This window comes from Kribbella soli (assembly GCF_004331345.1).
Taxonomy (GTDB): domain Bacteria; phylum Actinomycetota; class Actinomycetes; order Propionibacteriales; family Kribbellaceae; genus Kribbella; species Kribbella soli.
The window spans coordinates 856133-872956 of record NZ_SJJZ01000004.1 but is presented as its reverse complement, the minus strand read 5'-3'; the positions used below and the strand labels follow the sequence as shown (position 1 = coordinate 872956).

The 16824-nt window shown below is 69.0% G+C and carries 17 protein-coding genes; 9 read left to right on the top strand and 8 right to left on the bottom strand.

What is annotated here, in order from left to right:
- Nucleotides 1-15: 15 nt before the first annotated feature.
- Complete coding sequence (locus tag E0H45_RS34980; RefSeq protein ID WP_131345400.1) at nt 16-1179, bottom strand: ROK family transcriptional regulator; 1164 nt, start codon at nt 1177-1179, stop codon at nt 16-18.
- A 146-nt stretch (nt 1180-1325) separates the two neighbouring features.
- The gene (locus tag E0H45_RS34975; protein WP_131345398.1) at nt 1326-2024 is read right to left on the bottom strand and encodes a GAF and ANTAR domain-containing protein; all 699 of its coding nucleotides are present in this window, start codon (nt 2022-2024) and stop codon (nt 1326-1328) included.
- Between the two features lie 151 nt (nt 2025-2175).
- On the opposite strand from E0H45_RS34975, the gene nhaA reads away from it, so the two are divergent.
- From nhaA to E0H45_RS34960, 3 genes are all read left to right on the top strand, one after another.
- Entirely contained in the window at nt 2176-4062 is a 1887-nt protein-coding gene (gene nhaA / locus E0H45_RS34970) for a Na+/H+ antiporter NhaA (RefSeq protein ID WP_131345396.1), read from the top strand.
- A gap of 112 nt (nt 4063-4174) precedes the next feature.
- The gene (locus E0H45_RS34965; protein ID WP_131345394.1) at nt 4175-4636 is read left to right on the top strand and encodes a rhodanese-like domain-containing protein; all 462 of its coding nucleotides are present in this window, start codon (nt 4175-4177) and stop codon (nt 4634-4636) included.
- A 113-nt stretch (nt 4637-4749) separates the two neighbouring features.
- Nucleotides 4750-5592: an SAM-dependent methyltransferase gene (locus E0H45_RS34960; protein WP_131345392.1), complete on the top strand. Its 843-nt coding sequence runs from the start codon at nt 4750-4752 to the stop codon at nt 5590-5592.
- On the opposite strand, the gene E0H45_RS34955 is transcribed toward E0H45_RS34960, so the two are convergent.
- The 3 genes from E0H45_RS34955 to E0H45_RS34945 are packed head-to-tail and all read right to left on the bottom strand — an operon-like array spanning nt 5589 to nt 7780.
- On the bottom strand, nt 5589-6119 hold the full coding sequence (locus E0H45_RS34955; RefSeq protein WP_238155519.1) for a tetratricopeptide repeat protein: 531 nt from the start codon (nt 6117-6119) through the stop codon (nt 5589-5591). The genes E0H45_RS34960 and E0H45_RS34955 overlap by 4 nt on opposite strands.
- 7 nt (nt 6120-6126) lie before the next feature.
- The gene (locus tag E0H45_RS34950) at nt 6127-6477 is read right to left on the bottom strand and encodes a DUF1622 domain-containing protein (protein WP_131345388.1); all 351 of its coding nucleotides are present in this window, start codon (nt 6475-6477) and stop codon (nt 6127-6129) included.
- Between the two features lie 16 nt (nt 6478-6493).
- Nucleotides 6494-7780: an FAD-binding oxidoreductase gene (locus E0H45_RS34945; protein ID WP_131345386.1), complete on the bottom strand. Its 1287-nt coding sequence runs from the start codon at nt 7778-7780 to the stop codon at nt 6494-6496.
- Nucleotides 7781-7864: 84 nt separating this feature from the next.
- On the opposite strand from E0H45_RS34945, the gene pdxR reads away from it, so the two are divergent.
- From pdxR to E0H45_RS34930, 3 genes are all read left to right on the top strand, one after another.
- Nucleotides 7865-9253, top strand: coding sequence for a MocR-like pyridoxine biosynthesis transcription factor PdxR (gene pdxR / locus E0H45_RS34940; protein ID WP_238155518.1), 1389 nt, complete (start codon nt 7865-7867; stop codon nt 9251-9253).
- Between the two features lie 52 nt (nt 9254-9305).
- Entirely contained in the window at nt 9306-10049 is a 744-nt protein-coding gene (locus tag E0H45_RS34935; protein WP_202872658.1) for a GNAT family N-acetyltransferase, read from the top strand.
- A 150-nt stretch (nt 10050-10199) separates the two neighbouring features.
- Nucleotides 10200-10973, top strand: a complete 774-nt coding sequence (locus tag E0H45_RS34930; protein WP_131345382.1) for an alpha/beta fold hydrolase — start codon at nt 10200-10202, stop codon at nt 10971-10973.
- On the opposite strand, the gene E0H45_RS34925 is transcribed toward E0H45_RS34930, so the two are convergent.
- Nucleotides 10963-11892, bottom strand: a complete 930-nt coding sequence (locus E0H45_RS34925; protein WP_131346008.1) for an MBL fold metallo-hydrolase — start codon at nt 11890-11892, stop codon at nt 10963-10965. The two genes, E0H45_RS34930 and E0H45_RS34925, sit on opposite strands and share 11 nt — an antisense overlap.
- Nucleotides 11893-12013: 121 nt before the next feature.
- Here E0H45_RS34925 and E0H45_RS34920 point away from each other — a divergent pair, with 121 nt between their 5' ends.
- Both E0H45_RS34920 and E0H45_RS34915 read left to right on the top strand, forming a co-directional pair.
- Nucleotides 12014-12886, top strand: coding sequence for a LysR family transcriptional regulator (locus tag E0H45_RS34920; protein ID WP_131345380.1), 873 nt, complete (start codon nt 12014-12016; stop codon nt 12884-12886).
- On the top strand, nt 12883-13755 hold the full coding sequence (locus E0H45_RS34915) for a serine hydrolase (RefSeq protein WP_131345378.1): 873 nt from the start codon (nt 12883-12885) through the stop codon (nt 13753-13755). The genes E0H45_RS34920 and E0H45_RS34915 overlap by 4 nt, the downstream gene beginning before the upstream one ends.
- On the opposite strand, the gene E0H45_RS34910 is transcribed toward E0H45_RS34915, so the two are convergent.
- On the bottom strand, nt 13752-14138 hold the full coding sequence (locus E0H45_RS34910; RefSeq protein WP_131345376.1) for a RidA family protein: 387 nt from the start codon (nt 14136-14138) through the stop codon (nt 13752-13754). The two genes, E0H45_RS34915 and E0H45_RS34910, sit on opposite strands and share 4 nt — an antisense overlap.
- 81 nt (nt 14139-14219) lie before the next feature.
- Between E0H45_RS34910 and E0H45_RS34905 the strand changes: the two genes are divergently transcribed.
- On the top strand, nt 14220-16076 hold the full coding sequence (locus tag E0H45_RS34905; RefSeq protein WP_202872657.1) for a DUF6807 family protein: 1857 nt from the start codon (nt 14220-14222) through the stop codon (nt 16074-16076).
- Here the strand turns inward: E0H45_RS34905 and E0H45_RS34900 are convergent.
- Nucleotides 16051-16824, bottom strand: coding sequence for a thiazole synthase (locus tag E0H45_RS34900; protein ID WP_131345372.1), 774 nt, complete (start codon nt 16822-16824; stop codon nt 16051-16053). The genes E0H45_RS34905 and E0H45_RS34900 overlap by 26 nt on opposite strands.

Below are 16824 nucleotides of genomic sequence, written 5' to 3'. Positions count from 1 at the left end.
TGGAGAAATAGACAGTTACTCGATTCCGAGAACGAAGGTCTGGATCGCGACCACGGCGGCGCCGCGGGCCCATTCGCTGAAATCGGCAGGTTGCAGAACCATCGGCAGCTCGGCGGCGGACGGGTGCCGGTTGGCGTGCAGGCCGGCCAGCAGCTCGTCGTGCGCGACCTCGGCGAGCCGGACGCCTTCGCCGCCGAGGACGACCAGTTCGGGCATGGTGAAGTTCGCGGACGCCGCGATCAGCTTGCCCAGTGCGCGACCGGCCCGGCCCACGATCGCGCGTGCCGCGGGATCGCCTTTCGCCGCGAGATCGAGCGCCTCGTCGTACCCGACCTCCCTGCCGAGCTCCGCGCCGACCTGGCTCGTGACGGCGCTGACCGTCAGCAGGCTGAGCGCGCAGCCGCGGTGGCCGCGGTCGCAACGCGGGCCGTCGTGGAGCAGCGGGTGGTGGCCGATCAGGCCGAGCGTGATGTCCGGACTATCGACCACCCGGTTGTGGATGACGAGCCCGTAGCCGACGCCGGCGCCGATCGTGAGCAGGACGAAGCGGTCCGAGTTCCGGCCGGCGCCGAACCAGTGGGTGGCTTCGACGAGCGAGGTCAGGTCGTTCGCGATCACGATCGGGACGCTGGTGTGCGCGGCGAGGAGCTCGCCGAACGGTACGTCGACCCAGTTCAGGTACTGCGCCAGGCGAACCTCGGAACGATCCGCCACCCGGCCGCCGAGCGAGACGCCGAGCCCGCTGATCGCCACATCCTTGATCCCATGCTGTCCACCCGGAACCTGGATCGCCAGCTCGTCGGTCAGCTCGAGCACCAGGTCGGCGACCGCGGACGGTGTCGGGTCGGTGATCGGGCGCTCGACGCTCGCGAGCACATCCGCGCGCAGCGTCGTGAGTACGCCGATCGCGGAGTCGCCGGTGAGCTTGATGCCGACGAAGTGATGGGCGTTCGCGTCCAGGTCGAGCGGCTGCGAGGGCCGGCCGACGCGGGCGTCCGTGGGGCCGCCCTCGACCTCGACCAGCAGGCCGGACTCGACCATCGGTTTCGTCAACCGCGTCAGGCTGCCGGGCGACAGGCCGACCCGGCGCGACAATTCGGCGCGCGACAGCGGCCCGTCCAGCAGGATCTCCAACGCCACCTGCCGCGAGGGCCCCGCCAACGGCCGCCACTCACCCATTGCGTCAGACTAGCTGCGCTTGAGAGGGGACGCCGGGACGTGACCCGGTCCGCGGTACTGGCCGCACAAATCCCGGCGTCAGGCTCATCCCGAAGTATGCAACGGATCGTGGCGGGTGGCGCCGGGACAACGGTGTCAGATTCTCTTCAGTGCGGAAGCTTGCGCGTATCGATCAGTTGCTGAGCGACGTCGCGCAGTTTGGTGTTGGTGTCCTGGGAGTACCGCTTGAGGATGGCGAACGCCCGGTCACCGTCCACGTCGAAGCGCTCCATCAGGATGCCCATCGCCTGACCGACCAGCTTCCGCGCGTCGACGGCCTCCGCCATCGTCGCCTCGTGCCGCGCGGACGCCACCGCCACGGACGCGTGCCGCGCGAGGATATGCGCGATCGCCTCGTCGTCGGCGGTGAACGCCTCGGGCGCCGAGCTGTACAGCCCGAGCACGCCGACCGTACGTCGCGGCGCGTCACCGGTCGCCAACGGTACGTCGAGAACGCTGCGGATCCCGAGCGCGGCGACCTTGGTACTCCACTCGGGCCAGCGGTCGTCGCACGTCGTGTCGGGGATCAGGACCGTGTTGCGTTCGCGCAGTGCAGTGATGAGCGGGCCACTCTCCGCGGTGATCTGTGGGTCGTAGATGTCGGTGACGACCTGATCCGTGACCGCGGCGATCTCCGCCTGCGAGCCACGCGTGTAGAGGGCCACACCGGCGTACGTGCAGTTCACAGCCTGCAAGGCGAATTGCACCACGGCGTCGATGGTCTCCTCGACACCAGGCGCATCGTGCAACTCGATCGCCAACCGGGCGAATGTATCCGCCGAATGGGCAAGCTCAGGCTCAGTCACTGGAAACTCCAGGGCATGGTCACGCAGTAGGGCACAGTAATAATGCAGCCCAACCCTGCCGCAGTGTTAGCCGCCACCAAAACACGTCACTTCGCGGCCACACAGAGGACAGTCGGAGTCGTTTCAAGCTGTCCCGATTACAGTGTTCGCCATGGCGGAGTTGGCCGGTCTTTTGAGCGGGCGGACTGACTGGCGGCGGGGATTTGCGGCGCCGATGCGGGCGTTCTTGCGGACCGAGGCGGGTAGTTCGGGGGTGCTCGCGGCCGCGATCGTGCTGGCGTTGGTGTGGGCGAACGTGTCGCCGGGGACGTACGACGAGGTGTGGCGGACCGATCTGTCGATCGGGCTCGGGCACGACGTACTGAGTCTGGATCTGCAGGAGTGGATCAACAGCGGGCTGATGACGCTGTTCTTCCTGGTCGTGGGGCTGGAGGCGCGTCGCGAGTTCGACCTCGGTGATCTGCGGGAACGCAGCCGGTTCGTGCTGCCGATGCTGGCCGGGATCGCGGGGATGATCGCTCCGGTGCTGATCTACCTGGCGTTCAATGCCGGCGGTCCGGGGTCGCACGGCTGGGGTGTCGCGATGTCGACCGACACCGCGCTCGCGCTCGGTCTGCTCGCGTTGGTCGGCCGTGGTGTGCCGGATCGTGTGCGGGTGTTCCTGCTGACGGTGTTCGTGGTCGACGACCTGCTCGCGCTGGTGGTGATCGCGGTCATCTACAGCGAGGACATCAGGATGATGCCGCTCGTGCTGGCGATCGTCGCGTTCGCGGTCGTGCTGGTGCTGTCGCTGTTCCATGTCCGCAAGGCCTGGGTCTACGTGATCCTCGGCGTACTGATGTGGGCGGCCCTCCTGAAGAGCGGCGTGGACCCGGTGGTCGCCGGGCTCGCGATCGGGCTGACGGCGCCGGCGTACTCGCCCGGGCGTGAGCAGCTGGAGGAGGCGACCGGTCTGTTCCGGTTGTTCCGTGAGCAACCGACGCCGGAGCTGGCGCGGTCCGCGACCGTCGGACTGACCACGACGATCTCGCCGAACGAGCGCCTGCAGTACCTGTACCACCCGTGGACCAGCTACCTGATCGTCCCGCTGTTCGGCCTCGCGAACGCGGGTGTGACGATCGACGCGGCCTTCCTCGGGCAGGCGTTCACCTCGCCGATCACGCTCGGCATCCTGGTCGGGTACGTCGTCGGCAAGCCGCTCGCGGTGACGACGGTGTCCTGGCTGCTCGAACGTTTGAGCAGCGGGCGGATCCGGCCGGGGGTCGGCTGGGCCGCGGTCGTCGGCAGCGGGACGATCGCCGGCATCGGCTTCACGGTGTCGTTGCTGATCGCAACGATCGCGTTCGACGGGCCGCAGCTGGCCGAGGCGAAGGTCGGTCTGCTGTCCGCGGTGATCGTCGCGTCGGCGCTGACCTGGGCGGTGTTCCGCGCGGCCAAGCTGCTGTCGCCGCCGAAGAAGGCGCTAGCACTGCTAGGGGACGCGGAGCAGCTGGTCGACCTGACCGACCCGGTGGATCCCGAGCGGGACCACATCCGCGGCCCGGAGACGGCGTCGGTGACGCTGGTCGAGTACGGCGACTTCGAGTGCCCGTACTGCGGGATGGCCGAGCCGATCGTCCGGGACCTGCTGCAGGACGACGACCTGCGGTACGTGTGGCGGCATCTGCCGCTGTCCGATGTGCACCCGCGCGCCCAGATCGCGGCTGAGGTGGCGGAGGCGGCGTCCGCTCAAGGTGCTTTCTGGGAGATGCATGACCTGCTGCTCGCGAACCAGGAGAACCTCCAGCCGAAGGACCTGATCGGGTACGCGGAACAGCTCGGTCTGGACACCGATCGGTTGCACGACGACGTGAAGCGGCACGTGGCGGCGGCGCGGGTCGCGCAGGACGTCGAGTCGGCGGACACGAGCGGCGTGTCGGGTACGCCGACCTTCTTCGTGAACGGGCAGCGGCACTACGGGGCGTACGACATGGAGACCCTGAAGCAGGCGATCAAGGTGGCGCGGGCGCGGGCGAAGATCACCTCGCGACGGGGCTGAATCAACAACTCAATCGGCGTGGCGGAATCTTGATGTGCTACGTCATTTCTGCCACTGTCGCTGTACCAGGCGGATCGCCGACGCTGGTGGCTCCCGATCAAGGAGGCATCACATGACGACCTCGGCCGTACTGCAGACCCCGGCTGCCGGGCGGGACGCCGCCGTCGCACATTTCGCCGGCCGGCTCTCGTTCGAGGTGGACGCGGCCGATGTCGCCGCGGACATCGGCGCCGGCGTCACCGGCTGGGTGCTGATCGACAGCCGGAGCCGGGAGAGCTGGGACCAGGGGCACGTGCCGGGTTCGGTCCACCTGCCGCACCGCGAGATCGCGGCGCGCGCGGCGGACGTCGTACCGGACGGGGTGACGGTCGTGACGTACTGCTGGGGCCCCGGTTGCAACGGCGCGACGCAGGCGGCGCTCGCGTTCGCGCAGCTCGGCTATCCGGTGAAGGAGATGATCGGCGGGTTCGAGTACTGGGTGCGCGAAGGCGGGCCGATCGAGACCGCGGACGGGATCGAGCGCCGGGAGTCCGACCCGCTGACCGCGCCGCGCGGTGTCGCCTGCGCGTGCTGAAACCCCTGCACGGGTTGAGGTTTTACAGAGATTGAACTCGCCGTGGTGAAGCGCTGACTCTCTGTGCGTTACCCTCGTAATGAACGTGTGCCCCCGCGTCGCGAGGAGACGGTGTGACCGATCAGCCGATGTACGAGAGCGGGCTGATCGCGCACGGGATCGACACCACCCGGCCGAGCGTCGCCCGCGTCTACGACTACGCGCTCGGCGGCAAGGACAACTACGAGTCCGACCGTGAGCTGTATCGGCAGATCATGAAGATTGCGCCGGAGACGCCCGTGTGGGCGCGGGCGAACCGGCTCTGGCTCAAGCAGGTGATCACCTGGCTGGCCGCGGAGGCCGGCGTACGGCGGTTCATCGACGCGGGCTCCGGCCTGCCGACCGTCGAGAACACGCACCAGATCGCCCAGAAGGTGAGCACGGACGCCTCGGTGATGTACATCGACAACGACCCGTCCGTGGTTGCCCATGGGCGGGCGCTCCTGCTGGACAACGACCGGACGCAGTTCACCGCGGCGGACCTCACCAAGCCCGACGAGGTGCTGGCGGATCCGGCGGTCGCGGGGATGCTGGCCGACGGTCAGCCGGTCGCGCTGGTGATGGCGCTGATGCTGCACCACATCGCCGACTACGACGAGACGCTGGAGATCGCCGGCAGGTACGTCGACGCGCTGCCGCCGGGCTCCTATCTGGCGATCACGCACGCCTGTAACCCGGGCGACGGTGGTCCGGTCGACGTGCTCGTGACCGAGCTCCTCGAGAAGGTCAAAGGCGCCTTCCCGACCTTGGCCTTCCGTTCGGTCGAGCAGATCTCGTCCCTGTTCCACGGGCTGGAGGTCCTCGAGCCGGGCGTCGTCCGGCTGGCCGACTGGCATGTTCCGGGCGGCCGCGTCGAGGTGGACCCGCAGGTCGGTATCCGCGACGCCATCTACGGCGGCGTCGCGCACAAGGCTTAGAGGCCTGCCAAGTAGTCGGCGTTGCCGCGGATGGCGGCTTCGTAGCGCTTGATCTCGGCGGAGTCGACCTTGTCGGCGATCACCAGCAGGAGCGTCGCGAGCGACTTGTCCTTCATCCCGGCGGCGTGCAGGGTCAGCGCCTTGAAGACCCGGAGCGAGTCCGACTCGGGGAACTCCGCGCACGCGCTCTTGAAGACGGCGAGCGACTCGTCGAAGCGGTCGAGGTTGCGCAGCGTGCTGCCGTACTGGAGCAGGCACTTCCGACGGGTCTCCCCGCTCAGTCCGGGCAGTGCGCGCTCGTAGTACGCGACGGCCTTCTGCTCGTCGCCGGCGGTGTCGTACGACCCACCGACCTCGTACAGCACGTAAGGGTTGTCCGGGTGCTCGGTGAGGAGCTTCTCGAAGAAGGCGATGGTCGGCCCCATGTTCGCCCGGTCGCGCCGCGCGAACGCCTCGTCGATCGTCGCCGCCAGTTCCGGCGTCAGGTCGACGGGGGTGGTGGGGCGGGGAAGGTATTGGCTGGTCACGGTTCCATCATGCCGCGTCGTCCCGGCGGGTCTGCCACGGCCATGACCCGGAGATCTCCACTTCGAGCGCGAAACTGAGCACGGTCCGGATCACCACGATCAGGCCCAGCACCAGAACGCTCTCGACCGAGCTCTCGACGATGATCGTCCGGATGATGTCCCCGACGATCAGGATCTCCAGCCCGAGCAGGATCACCCGGCCGAGGTTCACCCGCAGCTGCTGGTAGCTCCCGGTGCCCTTGCGGAGGACGTCGTAGCAGTACCGCACCAGGACGACGGCGAGTCCGATCGCCATGATGACCACGCCGGCGCCCTCGATCGTCCGGGCGACGTCCGCGAAGACCTGCTCGAAGTCCATTCCTCAGGGTTACCAGTCAGGCGGCGGACTCCGTGGTCGGCTCGCCGGGCCGGATGTTCTGGTTCAGGTGGAACACGTTGGCCGGGTCGTACGCCGTCTTCAGCGCGATCAGCCGCTCCAGCGTCGCGGGCGGGAACGCGCGGTGGATCGGGTCGTCGTTCAGCGTGTTCACGTACGCCCCGCTCGCGTACGGCGCCAGCGTCGCGGCGTACTCGCGCAGCCGGCCGATCCGCTCCTCGTCCTCGGCCGGGTCCTCCCAGCGCGTGGCGGTGACGAACTCGAACACCGTGTCCCGGTGACTGAATGCAGCGTTTTCCGTGGGTACGTCGGCGATCGCGCCGCCGTACGCCTGCAGACTCGCCGAGACGCCCGGGTTGTCCAGCAACGCGTGGATCGCCTCGTCGGGCAGCGACTTGAAGTAGTGGCCCTTCCAGTACCGCCGAAAACGGTGTCCTTGGACGTTGTCGTCCCGCGTCTGCAGCTTCAGGTACGTCGTCTCCTCGACCATCTCGTCGCTCACCGGCCCGAGCGCGCGGAACGCCGGCAGCAGGTCGTACCCACCCTCGCCGACCCACACATACCCGACCGTCACCGAGTCCGCCGTGATACTGGCGGTGAACGTCGCCTCCCGCGGCGCGTCGGCGTTCAGCTCCCGCCATCCACGCAGTACGTCGAACCCCGCCGACACCGGATAGGTGAACTCGACGATCACCGCGCGTGTCCCGACCTGGTGCAGCTGGAACTCGAACGACGTGACGATCCCGAAGTTGCCACCGCCCCCACGCAGCCCCCAGAACAGCTCGGGGTTCTCGTCCGCACTCGCCCGTACGACGTCACCGTCCGCCGTCACGACCTCGTACGACACGACGTTGTCGCAGGCCAGCCCGAACCGTCGCGCCAGCCAACCCATCCCGCCGCCGAGCGTCAGTCCGCCGACGCCGGTGTGTGACACGTTCCCGGCCGTCGTCGCCAGCCCGTACTTCTGCGCCGCCTTGTCCAGCTCGCCCAGCAGCGCGCCGCCCTGGACCCAGGCCCGCTTGGCCGAAGGGTCCACGCGGACCGCGTTCATCGGCGTCAGGTCGATCATCAGCCCGTCCTCGGGCACGGCGAGACCGGCGATGTTGTGCCCGCCGCAGCGGACTGCGATCTCCAGTCCCGCGGCCCGTCCGAACCGGACCGCCTCGGCGACGTCCGCGGTGGTCGCACACCGGGCGATCACGGCGGGCCGGCGGTCGATCATCGCGTTCCAGACGGTGCGCGCCTCGTCGTACCCGGCGTCTCCGGTGCGCAGCAATACGGTCATCGCTCTCAGCTCCCTGATGAGTTGGTCTGTCCACAACCCTGACAGCGAAGCGGTACGCCGATAAGGTCCAGTTCTGTGAGCCGAATGAGGACCAGTTCCGGGGCCGGTGAGCTCCTGGTCGAGCTGCAGCGCGACAGCGGCGTCCCGCTGCACCAGCAGCTCGAGAGTGGAATCCGGACCAGGATCCGCGCTGGGCTGCTACGCGCCGAGACCGTGATGCCGTCGACGCGCGCCCTCGCGCAGGACCTCGGCCTGTCCCGCGGTGTTGTCGTCGAGGCGTACCAGCAACTCGTCGCCGAGGGGTACCTGATCAGCCGCGCCGGCGGGTACACGCAGGTCGCCGACATCGCCGTGATCGAGGCGACGACCGCACTGAAGACCGACGCAGGTCCGCCGCGGATCGACTTCCGCTACAGCCGCCCGGACGTCTCCGAGTTCCCACGCGCCGCATGGCTCCGATCGGTACGGCGGGTGCTCAACGAGACGCCGTACCGCAGCCTCGCCTACATCGACGGACGCGGCACGATCGAACTCCGCACGGCCCTGTCCGACTATCTGAACAGAGTTCGCGGTACGGCGGCGCGCCCGGAGAACATGCTGATCTGCAACGGGTTCGCGCAGGGCTCGCGATTACTGCTGCAGGTGCTGGCCGCGCACGGGCGCCGGCGGCTCGCGGTCGAGGACCCGTCCGACAACGACCTACGGGACGTCGCGCGGGCGGCCGGGCTCGAGGTGGTCGGCGTACCGATGCTGGAAACGGGCATCGACGTCGGTGCGCTGGAGCGGTCGGGTGCGGACGTCGTACTCGTGACGGCCGCGCATCAGTTCCCGACCGGAGCGGTGGCCTCGGCGGAAACCCGGGCGGCTCTGGTCGCGTGGGGCGGGCTGGTGATCGAGGACGACTACGACGCGGAGTACCGCTACGACCGGGAGCCGATCGGCGCGATGCAGGGGCTCGCGCCCGACCGCATCGCGTACGCCGGGACCGCGAGCAAGACGCTGGCGCCCGGGCTGCGGCTGGGATGGCTGATCCTCCCGTCGTGGCTGGTCGAGCCGATGGCGCAGGCGAAGCTGATGGACGATCGCGGGTCGCCGGTGTTCGACCAGCTGGCGTTCGCGGACTTCGTGGCGCGAGGCGAGTTCGACCGGCACCTTCGGCGGATGCGGCCGCGGTACCGGACGCTGCGGGACACGCTGGTCGAACGGTTGGCGGCGCGGCTGCCGGAGCTCGAGCCGGTCGGCATCTCAGCCGGGCTGCACGTGATGACGTGGCTGCCGCCCGACCTCCATGAGGAGGCATTGCGCGACGCGGCCCTGCAGCGCGGGCTCGGCGTCTACGGGCTGGCGCCGTACTGGGTGTCCGGAGAAGGGCCTGCCGGGCTGGTGTTCGGGTACGGCTCGCTCTCCCGGAAAGAAGTTGTCGAGGGCATCGAGTTGCTCGCGGACGTGGTCGCGACGACCCGCGGGCGATGAATAATTATCCATTTCGTTGCAATTCGATCCGGACGGTTCTACGCTTGGTGGAGTGATCGCCGAAGCTCGCATGGATGCCCTGATGAACCAAGGCTGGCCCGCCGCGCACAGCACCGAGCTGGACGGCTGGCTGGTCCGACACAACGCCGGGGTCACCCTGCGAGCCAACTCGGTGCTGCCCGCGAGTGCGCCGTTCGACCTCGACAGGGCCTTGGAATACGTGGAGAACCTGTATGTCGCGCACGACATCAGGCCGTCGTTCCAGGTGGGTCCGGCGGCGCAGCCCGGCGACCTCGACGAGTACCTGGCGGCCCGCGGCTACGAACTCCGCAATCCGACGTTGGTGATGTGTGCGGAGGTTGCCGACGTTCTCGCGAAGCTGTCCGAGCCGCTCGCCACGGTGAATATTTCCACCGCGCCCGATGACGACTGGATGGACTTCTGGTGGGCCGTCGACGGCCGCGGCGGGTCCGCCGCACAGGCGGCTGCCCGGCAGATCCTCAACCGCAGTCGTGCGCTGTACGCCGTGATCCCGTCCGGCTCGCCGATCCAGGCCATCGGCCGGCTCGCCCTGGTCGACGGCTGGGCCGGTCTCTACTGCCTCGCGGTCGATCCCGGCCATCGCCGCCGAGGCCTCGCCCAGACCGTCATCCACGGCTTGTTGCAGCGGGCAACAACCCTCGGTGTCACCCGTGTCTGGCTCCAGGTGGTCGAGTCCAACACCCCGGCCCGCGCTCTGTATGACCGCCTCGGCTTCCAGACCGCCTCGCGCTACCACTACCGCGTCCTGCCCTGAGCGCGTGCAGCTCGACAGGACATATGCGACCACTGCAGCCCACAGCACGCCTGAGCACACCGGGAATCTGGCTCGATCGCCGGACACCTCCTGTCCAAAGTGCACACTTCAGGCCATGTGCTCGACAGATGGAGATCTAAGATCGCACTCGTGCTGACTCTCCCGGATCACCGGACCGGCCTGCTGCAACGCGGTACGAGCGGGCCGGCGGTGGTGCTGCTGCACTCGCTCGGCCTCGACAAACTCATGTGGGATCCAATCCTCGACCAGCTCGCCGTCGGCCGCCGGGTGTTCGCGTACGACCTCCGCGGTCACGGCGAGGCTGCCGGGTCGCCGCGCCCGTTCACGCTGCATGACACCGCGCGGGACCTGATCGCCGTACTCGACGAGCTCGAGCTGGTCACGGCGCATGTCGTCGGGCTTTCGTACGGCGGTGCGATCGCCCAGACAGCAGCGATCGAGTCACCCGGCCGGTTCGCCTCGATGTCACTGCTGGCGACGACCGACCGGGCGTTCCCCGACGTCTTCGAGCGGCGGGCCGTGTCGGCGGAGTCCGACGGTATGCGTACCCAGGTGGACGAGACGATGACTCGGTGGTTCACCCCTGCAGCCCTCGCGGACAACACGCTTGGCGTGCAGTACGCGCGGGGCTCCGTGCTCGCGATGGATCCGGCCGACTGGGCGGCGGCGTGGCGGTCGATGAAGGAACTGGATGCCCAGGGCAAGCTTGCCCACTTCCCAGCGCCGGTGCTGGTGGTTGCCGGCGGAGCGGACGTGTCCGGGCCCACCGCCGTACTGCGACAGCTCGCGGAGGGGATCGCTGGTGCGAGCTTCCGCGAGCTGCCCGGCGTACCGCATATGCAGACTCTGGAACATCCCGAGGAAGTGGCCGCTGTTCTTGACGAGTTCCTGCCTACAGCGTGACCTGCTGCAGGTGATCGAGTATGACGAATTCGGCGCCGGTCTTCTCGACGGACGTGCGGAGCGGCGTCAGGTCGGTCCACGGGATGCCCGGGTCGTCGAGCGGCTTGTCGAAGTCGTCCCAGTGCGTGGCGATCACCTTCCGGACCGGCTTGATCGTCTGCAGCAGGCGATCGGTGATGCCCGGCTCGCCGCCCGGAGCGGCTAGTACGACGTCGACCTGGAGGCCGCGCAGTGCGTTCGGGTCGAAGTTCGCCGTACTGAGGCTGAGGATGCGCAGGCCGCCGATCGTGATCACGAACGCGAGCGTGCCGCCTTCGACCAGGTCCTCGATCACGCGCGGGCGCGGCGGGACGTCGTACCGGTAGCCCGGGTACGCGTACGTGTGCCGCTTGCCGCCGCAGGAGTGCAGCGACGGGAACACCTCGATCGCGAAGCCCTCGAACGGTAGGTACTCGCCGCCGCGGACCGGTGACAGCAGGTCGTTCGGCGTCTTCATTGCGCGCAGCATGTTCGCGTGCGTCTCGGTGCAGAGCACGGTGGCCTGCGTCTTCTTCGCGACGTACGGTACGTCGGCCATGTGGTCGTAGTGGCCGTGGTGGACCAGGATCGCGTCGGCGGTGCTCAGGTGCCGGTCGATCACCTCCGGCTTGATCACCAGCTTCGTCTTCGGGTCTGCGCCCTCCGGGGTGAATGTCCCGGTGTGGAATCGGGTCAGCCAAGGATCGGTCAGTACGACGCTCTTGCCGCATCGGATCTGCCACGCGTGCGTCCCGAACCAGGTCAGCTCCACCGACTCCCGGGTGGGCTGGGCCGCCTTGGGTGCGGTCGCTGCCTCGCTCTGGTTCTCGAACGCGATCGCCCCGACCACACCGGCAGCGCCGGCCGCCGCTGCCCCGGTCAGCATCCCTCTCCGACTCACCTTCACGCTGTTTCCTCTCGTCGTCTGAAACCTCAGTCAAGGCGAGGCGTGCTGGGCATGTCGAATATGCTCTTGCGCATGGAGCGATTGGCTGGAGATATCACCGCAGGTCAGTCACCTCATGATCACTGAAAGGCACTTGCAGATCTTCATCGCGCTGGCCGAGGAGCAGCACTTCGGCGACGCGGCACGGGCTGTGGGCATCACGCAGCCGCCGCTGTCCCAGGGCCTGCGCCGCCTGGAGGCGCTGGTCGGCGCGAAGCTCTTCGAACGCGGTGCCGGTGGCGTCGAACTCACGCCCGCCGGCGTCGCGCTGCTGCCGTACGCGCGGCGCGCGCTGACCTCGATCGAGGACCTGCACCAGGCGGCCGTCGCGCGCGATCCGGAGGGTCCCGAGATCCGGCTCGGTCTGGCGCCCGAGGTTCCGCCGTCGGCAGGTGCGGCGGTGGCCGCGGCCTGCGGCTCGATGATTCCGGGCAGTCGGGTGACGGTGGTGACCGCGCCGACGAGTTCGCTGGTCAATCAGGTCGGCACGGGCCGGTTGACGTTGGCCGCCGTACTGCATCCCGCCGTACTAGATGGTCTGGAGGCTGGGCCGGTATCGCTCCTGCCGACTTGGGCGCTCGTGCCGGCAGCGACCGTCGACAGTGAGGTCGTGGCGTTGCGGCAGTTGAAGGGCTTGCCGATCGCGGTGCGGCCGCGGGCCGAGGCGCCGGCAGCGCGAGATCTGTTCCTGGACACGTTGGCGTTGCACCGACCCGACGGTGGGACGGTCGTGGTGACGGACGAGCGCGCCGGACTGGCGATGGCTGCCGCCGGCCAGGCGATCGTGGTGACCGCCGACCCGGCACTGATCGCACCGGGGGTCGGGCGGCATCGACTGGCCGACGATCCGCTGCCGTTGCGTCTCCGCCTCGTCTGGTCGAGGACGCGGACGCCGTTCCTCCGGCCGAACGACGTGATGGCTCAGCTCACGGAAGCGCTGGCATCGTGAACGCCCGGATCCGTGGGATCTTCGAGGACGCCGGAGTCCGCGGCTGGATGCACGCGGTCTCGCTCGACGAGCCTGAGGCGAGCGTCGAGCTCGACGCGGACGCCGTCGTCCCGATGGCATCGGTCTACAAGTTGCCGCTGCTCGCCGGGTTCTGTCGGCTGGTGGACCTAGGGGAGCTCGATCCACGCGAACGGGTGACGCTCGAGCCGTCGGCGCGGACCGCCGGACCGACCGGACTGTCGGCGTTCGCGGACCCGGTGACGCTGTCGCTGCGCGATCTGGCGCTGTCGATGGCGACGGTGTCGGACAACGCGTCGGCCGATGCGCTGCTGGACATCGTCGGGCTGCGCCGGCTGGCCGAGATCCTGGAATCGTTCGGCCTGCGCCGTACTTGGGTCCGCCGCGGTACGGCGGCCAACCTGCGAGACCTGCAACGCCGTACGGGCGTCGACGATCCGGATGCGGCCCTCGCCGTACTCGCGGACAACGACCGGACCGATCCGGTCGGCGTGTACGAGGCGGCGAACGCGTCAGCGGCGAGCGCGCGCGACCTGACCCTGCTGCTACGGCGGTTGTGGGCGGGGGAGTTGCTGTCGGCGTCGCAGACCGAGTTCGTGAAGACGACGATGCACCGGCAGGTCTTCCTGAACCGGTTGGCCTCCGGTTTCCCGCACGACGGCGTACGCGTCGCGGGGAAGACCGGAACGTTCGGCGCGTTGCGGCACGAGGCCGGCGTGGTCACCCTGCCCGGCGGGGCGGCGTTCGCGATCGCGGTCTTCACGCACGCCGCCCGCGGCGACTTCCGCCAGCCCCGCGTCGACGCCGCAATCGGCGAGGCCGCGCGGGTAGCGGTCGACGTACTGCGCTAGACGATCGCGAAGGCCTCGATCTCGATCAGGGCGAGCGGGCTGAACAGTGATGCCACCTGCACCGCCGAACTCGCGGGCTTCGGGCCCGGGATGTACTTGTCGCGGACCACGCGGATCTCCGGCAGGTGGCTGATGTCCGTCACGAAGTACGTCAGCTTCACCACGTTCTCGAACGTCGCGCCGGCTGCTGTCAGGCAGCGCGCCAGGTTCGCGAACACCTGCTCCGCCTGCACCGCCGGATCATCGCGGCCGACGAACTGCCCGTTCACGTCCAGCGCTACCTGCCCGGAGATCGCCACCCATTGGCCAGATCCGGTCACCACATGGCTGTAGCCGTTGCCCGGCGCGACGCCCTCGACCTGCGGATACTCCAACTCGCTCACAGTTCCTCCGTTTGCCGTGTCGGTCCATCATGCGTGGTCCGAGGGTTGAGAAACCGGTTTCCATCGGGAGAGGATACGGGGGTGGGACGCACACCGAAGGACTCGATCACGATTGCCGACGTCGCGCGGGCGGCGGAGGTGTCGCGGGCGACCGTGTCCCGGGTGATGAACGGGCGCCTCAGTGTCGCACCAGAGATCGTCGCCCGGGTGCGCGCCGCGGCGGAGCAGCTCAACTACCGGCCGAGTGACCTGGCCCGCAGCCTGTCGCTGGGCCGGACGAACATGGTCGCACTGGTCGTCCCGGACCTCAGCAACCCGCTCTTCCAGCAGATCCTGCGCGGCATCACGAACGCGTCCGCGGCAGCCGGGTACAAGGTGCTGGTCGCCGAGACCGACGAGGACCCGAACGCCGAGGCGGCGATCGCGATCGAGGCCCGGCGGCGCTGCGACGCGCTGATCATGGTCTCGCCGCGGATGGACGAGGAGCGGCTGCTCGAACTCCTGCCGCAGGTGCAGCCGGTGATCCTGGTCAACCGTCAGGGGCCGGCGGAGGTGGCGTCGGTGGTGGTCGACTACGGCCGCGCCGTACGGATCGTCGTCGATCACCTGGTCGGTCTCGGGCACCGGCGGCTTGCGTTCCTGTCCGGCCCGGCGGCGAGCGCGTCCAACGTGCTGCGGCTGCAGGCGCTCGCGGTCGCTGAGCGGGAGATCCCGGGCCTGGAGCTCGTCCGGCTCGAGTGCGGCCGGTCGATCGAGGACGGGTACGCCGCGGTGGAGCGGGTGCTCGAAGCGCAGGTCACCGCGGTGGTCGCGTTCAACGATCTGGTGGCGTTCGGGTTGCTGGCGCGGCTCAACGAGGTCGGGGTCGCCGTACCGGCTGATCTGTCGGTGACCGGGATGGACGACATCGGGCTCGCGCGGTTCGCCGTACCGTCGCTGACGACCGTGCGGGTGCCGCAGAAGGACCTCGGCGAGCTTGCGTGGCAGCGGTTGCACGCGTCGATCACGGCGCCGGAGGGCGAGGCGGACGCCGTACCGGAGCTGCGGCTGGCAGTGCGGGCGAGCACCGGTCCGGTGCCGCAGGAGCCGCGGTCTCAGGCGTCAGCTGATCAGATCGGGTGGCAGCAGCAGGGGGATATCTTCGCGCTGGGGAGTTCGGCGGGGTTGCTCGCGCGGTACGAGTTCGGACGGCGGATGCCGCAGGTGCACGCGCCGCGGCCGTACCTGCACCCGGTCCGGACGCTCGGTGGTCACCCGCTCACCGAGGTCAGCCCGGTCGACCATCGGCATCACTACGGCGTCTCGCTCGCCGTCGCGCAGGTCAACGGTACGTCGCACTGGGGCGGCCGGACCTACGTCCGCGGCCAGGGCCCGACGCTCCTCACGAACCACGGTCAGCAGCGCAGCCGCGGCGTCACCGTGAACGATCGTGAGCTGGTCGATGACATCACCTGGTACGACGAGCAAGGGCGACCGCAACTCGTCGAACGCCGGCGCCTGTTCGGCGATCTCGCCTTCGGCGGCTGGCGGCTCGACTGGCGCAGCGTGCTGACCGCCCGCTACGGCTCGATCCGGATCGACAGCCCGGCGACTTCGGGTCGGGCCGGGGCGGGGTACGGCGGTCTCTTCTGGCGACTGCCGGCTGCGGAGACGACCGTACTCAGTGCCGACGGTGAAGGGCTGGATGCCGCCGTCGGGTCTTGTAGCCCATGGCTGGCATTCGTGCAGGGTGACGTCAGCCTGCTGTTGCTGCAGCCGGATCAGGTGTGGCCGTGGTTCCTGCGATCCGGTGAGTACGTCGGCGCGTGCCCGGCGCTCGCGTGGGAGCAGCCGTTGGTCCTGCAACCCAACCAGGACCTAACGTTGTCGCTCACCGCGCTCCTCCTGGACCGGGCGGTCGACTGGGCGGAGGCTAAAACGTTGGCAGGCCAGTTGTAGGCGACGACGCCAGCGCCGACTGCCATCTCTTCGGCACGCGACCAGCGAGGCGTGCGTTTCGGCCGGCCGAGACGGCATCGCGCATCGCGGCGGCCATCAGAGCGGGCTTCTCCGCACGGGTGACCGGGGTCGCGAGCATGACCGCGTCGCATCCGAGTTCCATCGCCAGCGCGGCGTCACTCGCCGTACCGATGCCGGCGTCCACGATCACCGGGACGTTGGCTGCCTCGGCGATCAGCGCGATGTTGTGCGGGTTGCGGATGCCGAGCGCCGAACCGATGGGTGCGGCCAACGGCATCACGGCCGCGCAACCGGCCTGCTCGAGGCGGCGGGCGAGGATCGGGTCGTCGTTCGTGTACGGCAGCACGGTGAAACCGTCGGCCACCAAGGCTTCCACGGCATCGAGCAGCTCGAACGGGTCGGGCAGCAACAGGTGGTCGTCGGCAACGACCTCGACCTTGATCAGGTCGGTCCCGAGCGCCTCGCGGGCCAGTTTCGCGGTCAGCACGGCCTCGGCCGCGGTGTGGCAACCGGCCGTGTTCGGCAGTACGTCGATGTTGTGCTTCTTCAGCACGTCGAGCACCGAGCCTTCGTGACCCGTGCCGAGGCGGCGCATCGCGACCGTGGTGAGTTGGGTGCCGGAGGCAATCAATGCCTCCTCCATCACTTCCAGGTTGGCCGAACCGCCGGTCCCCATGATCAGCCGCGACGTGTACGTGCGCCCGCCGAGCTCCAGTGGATCATCCAT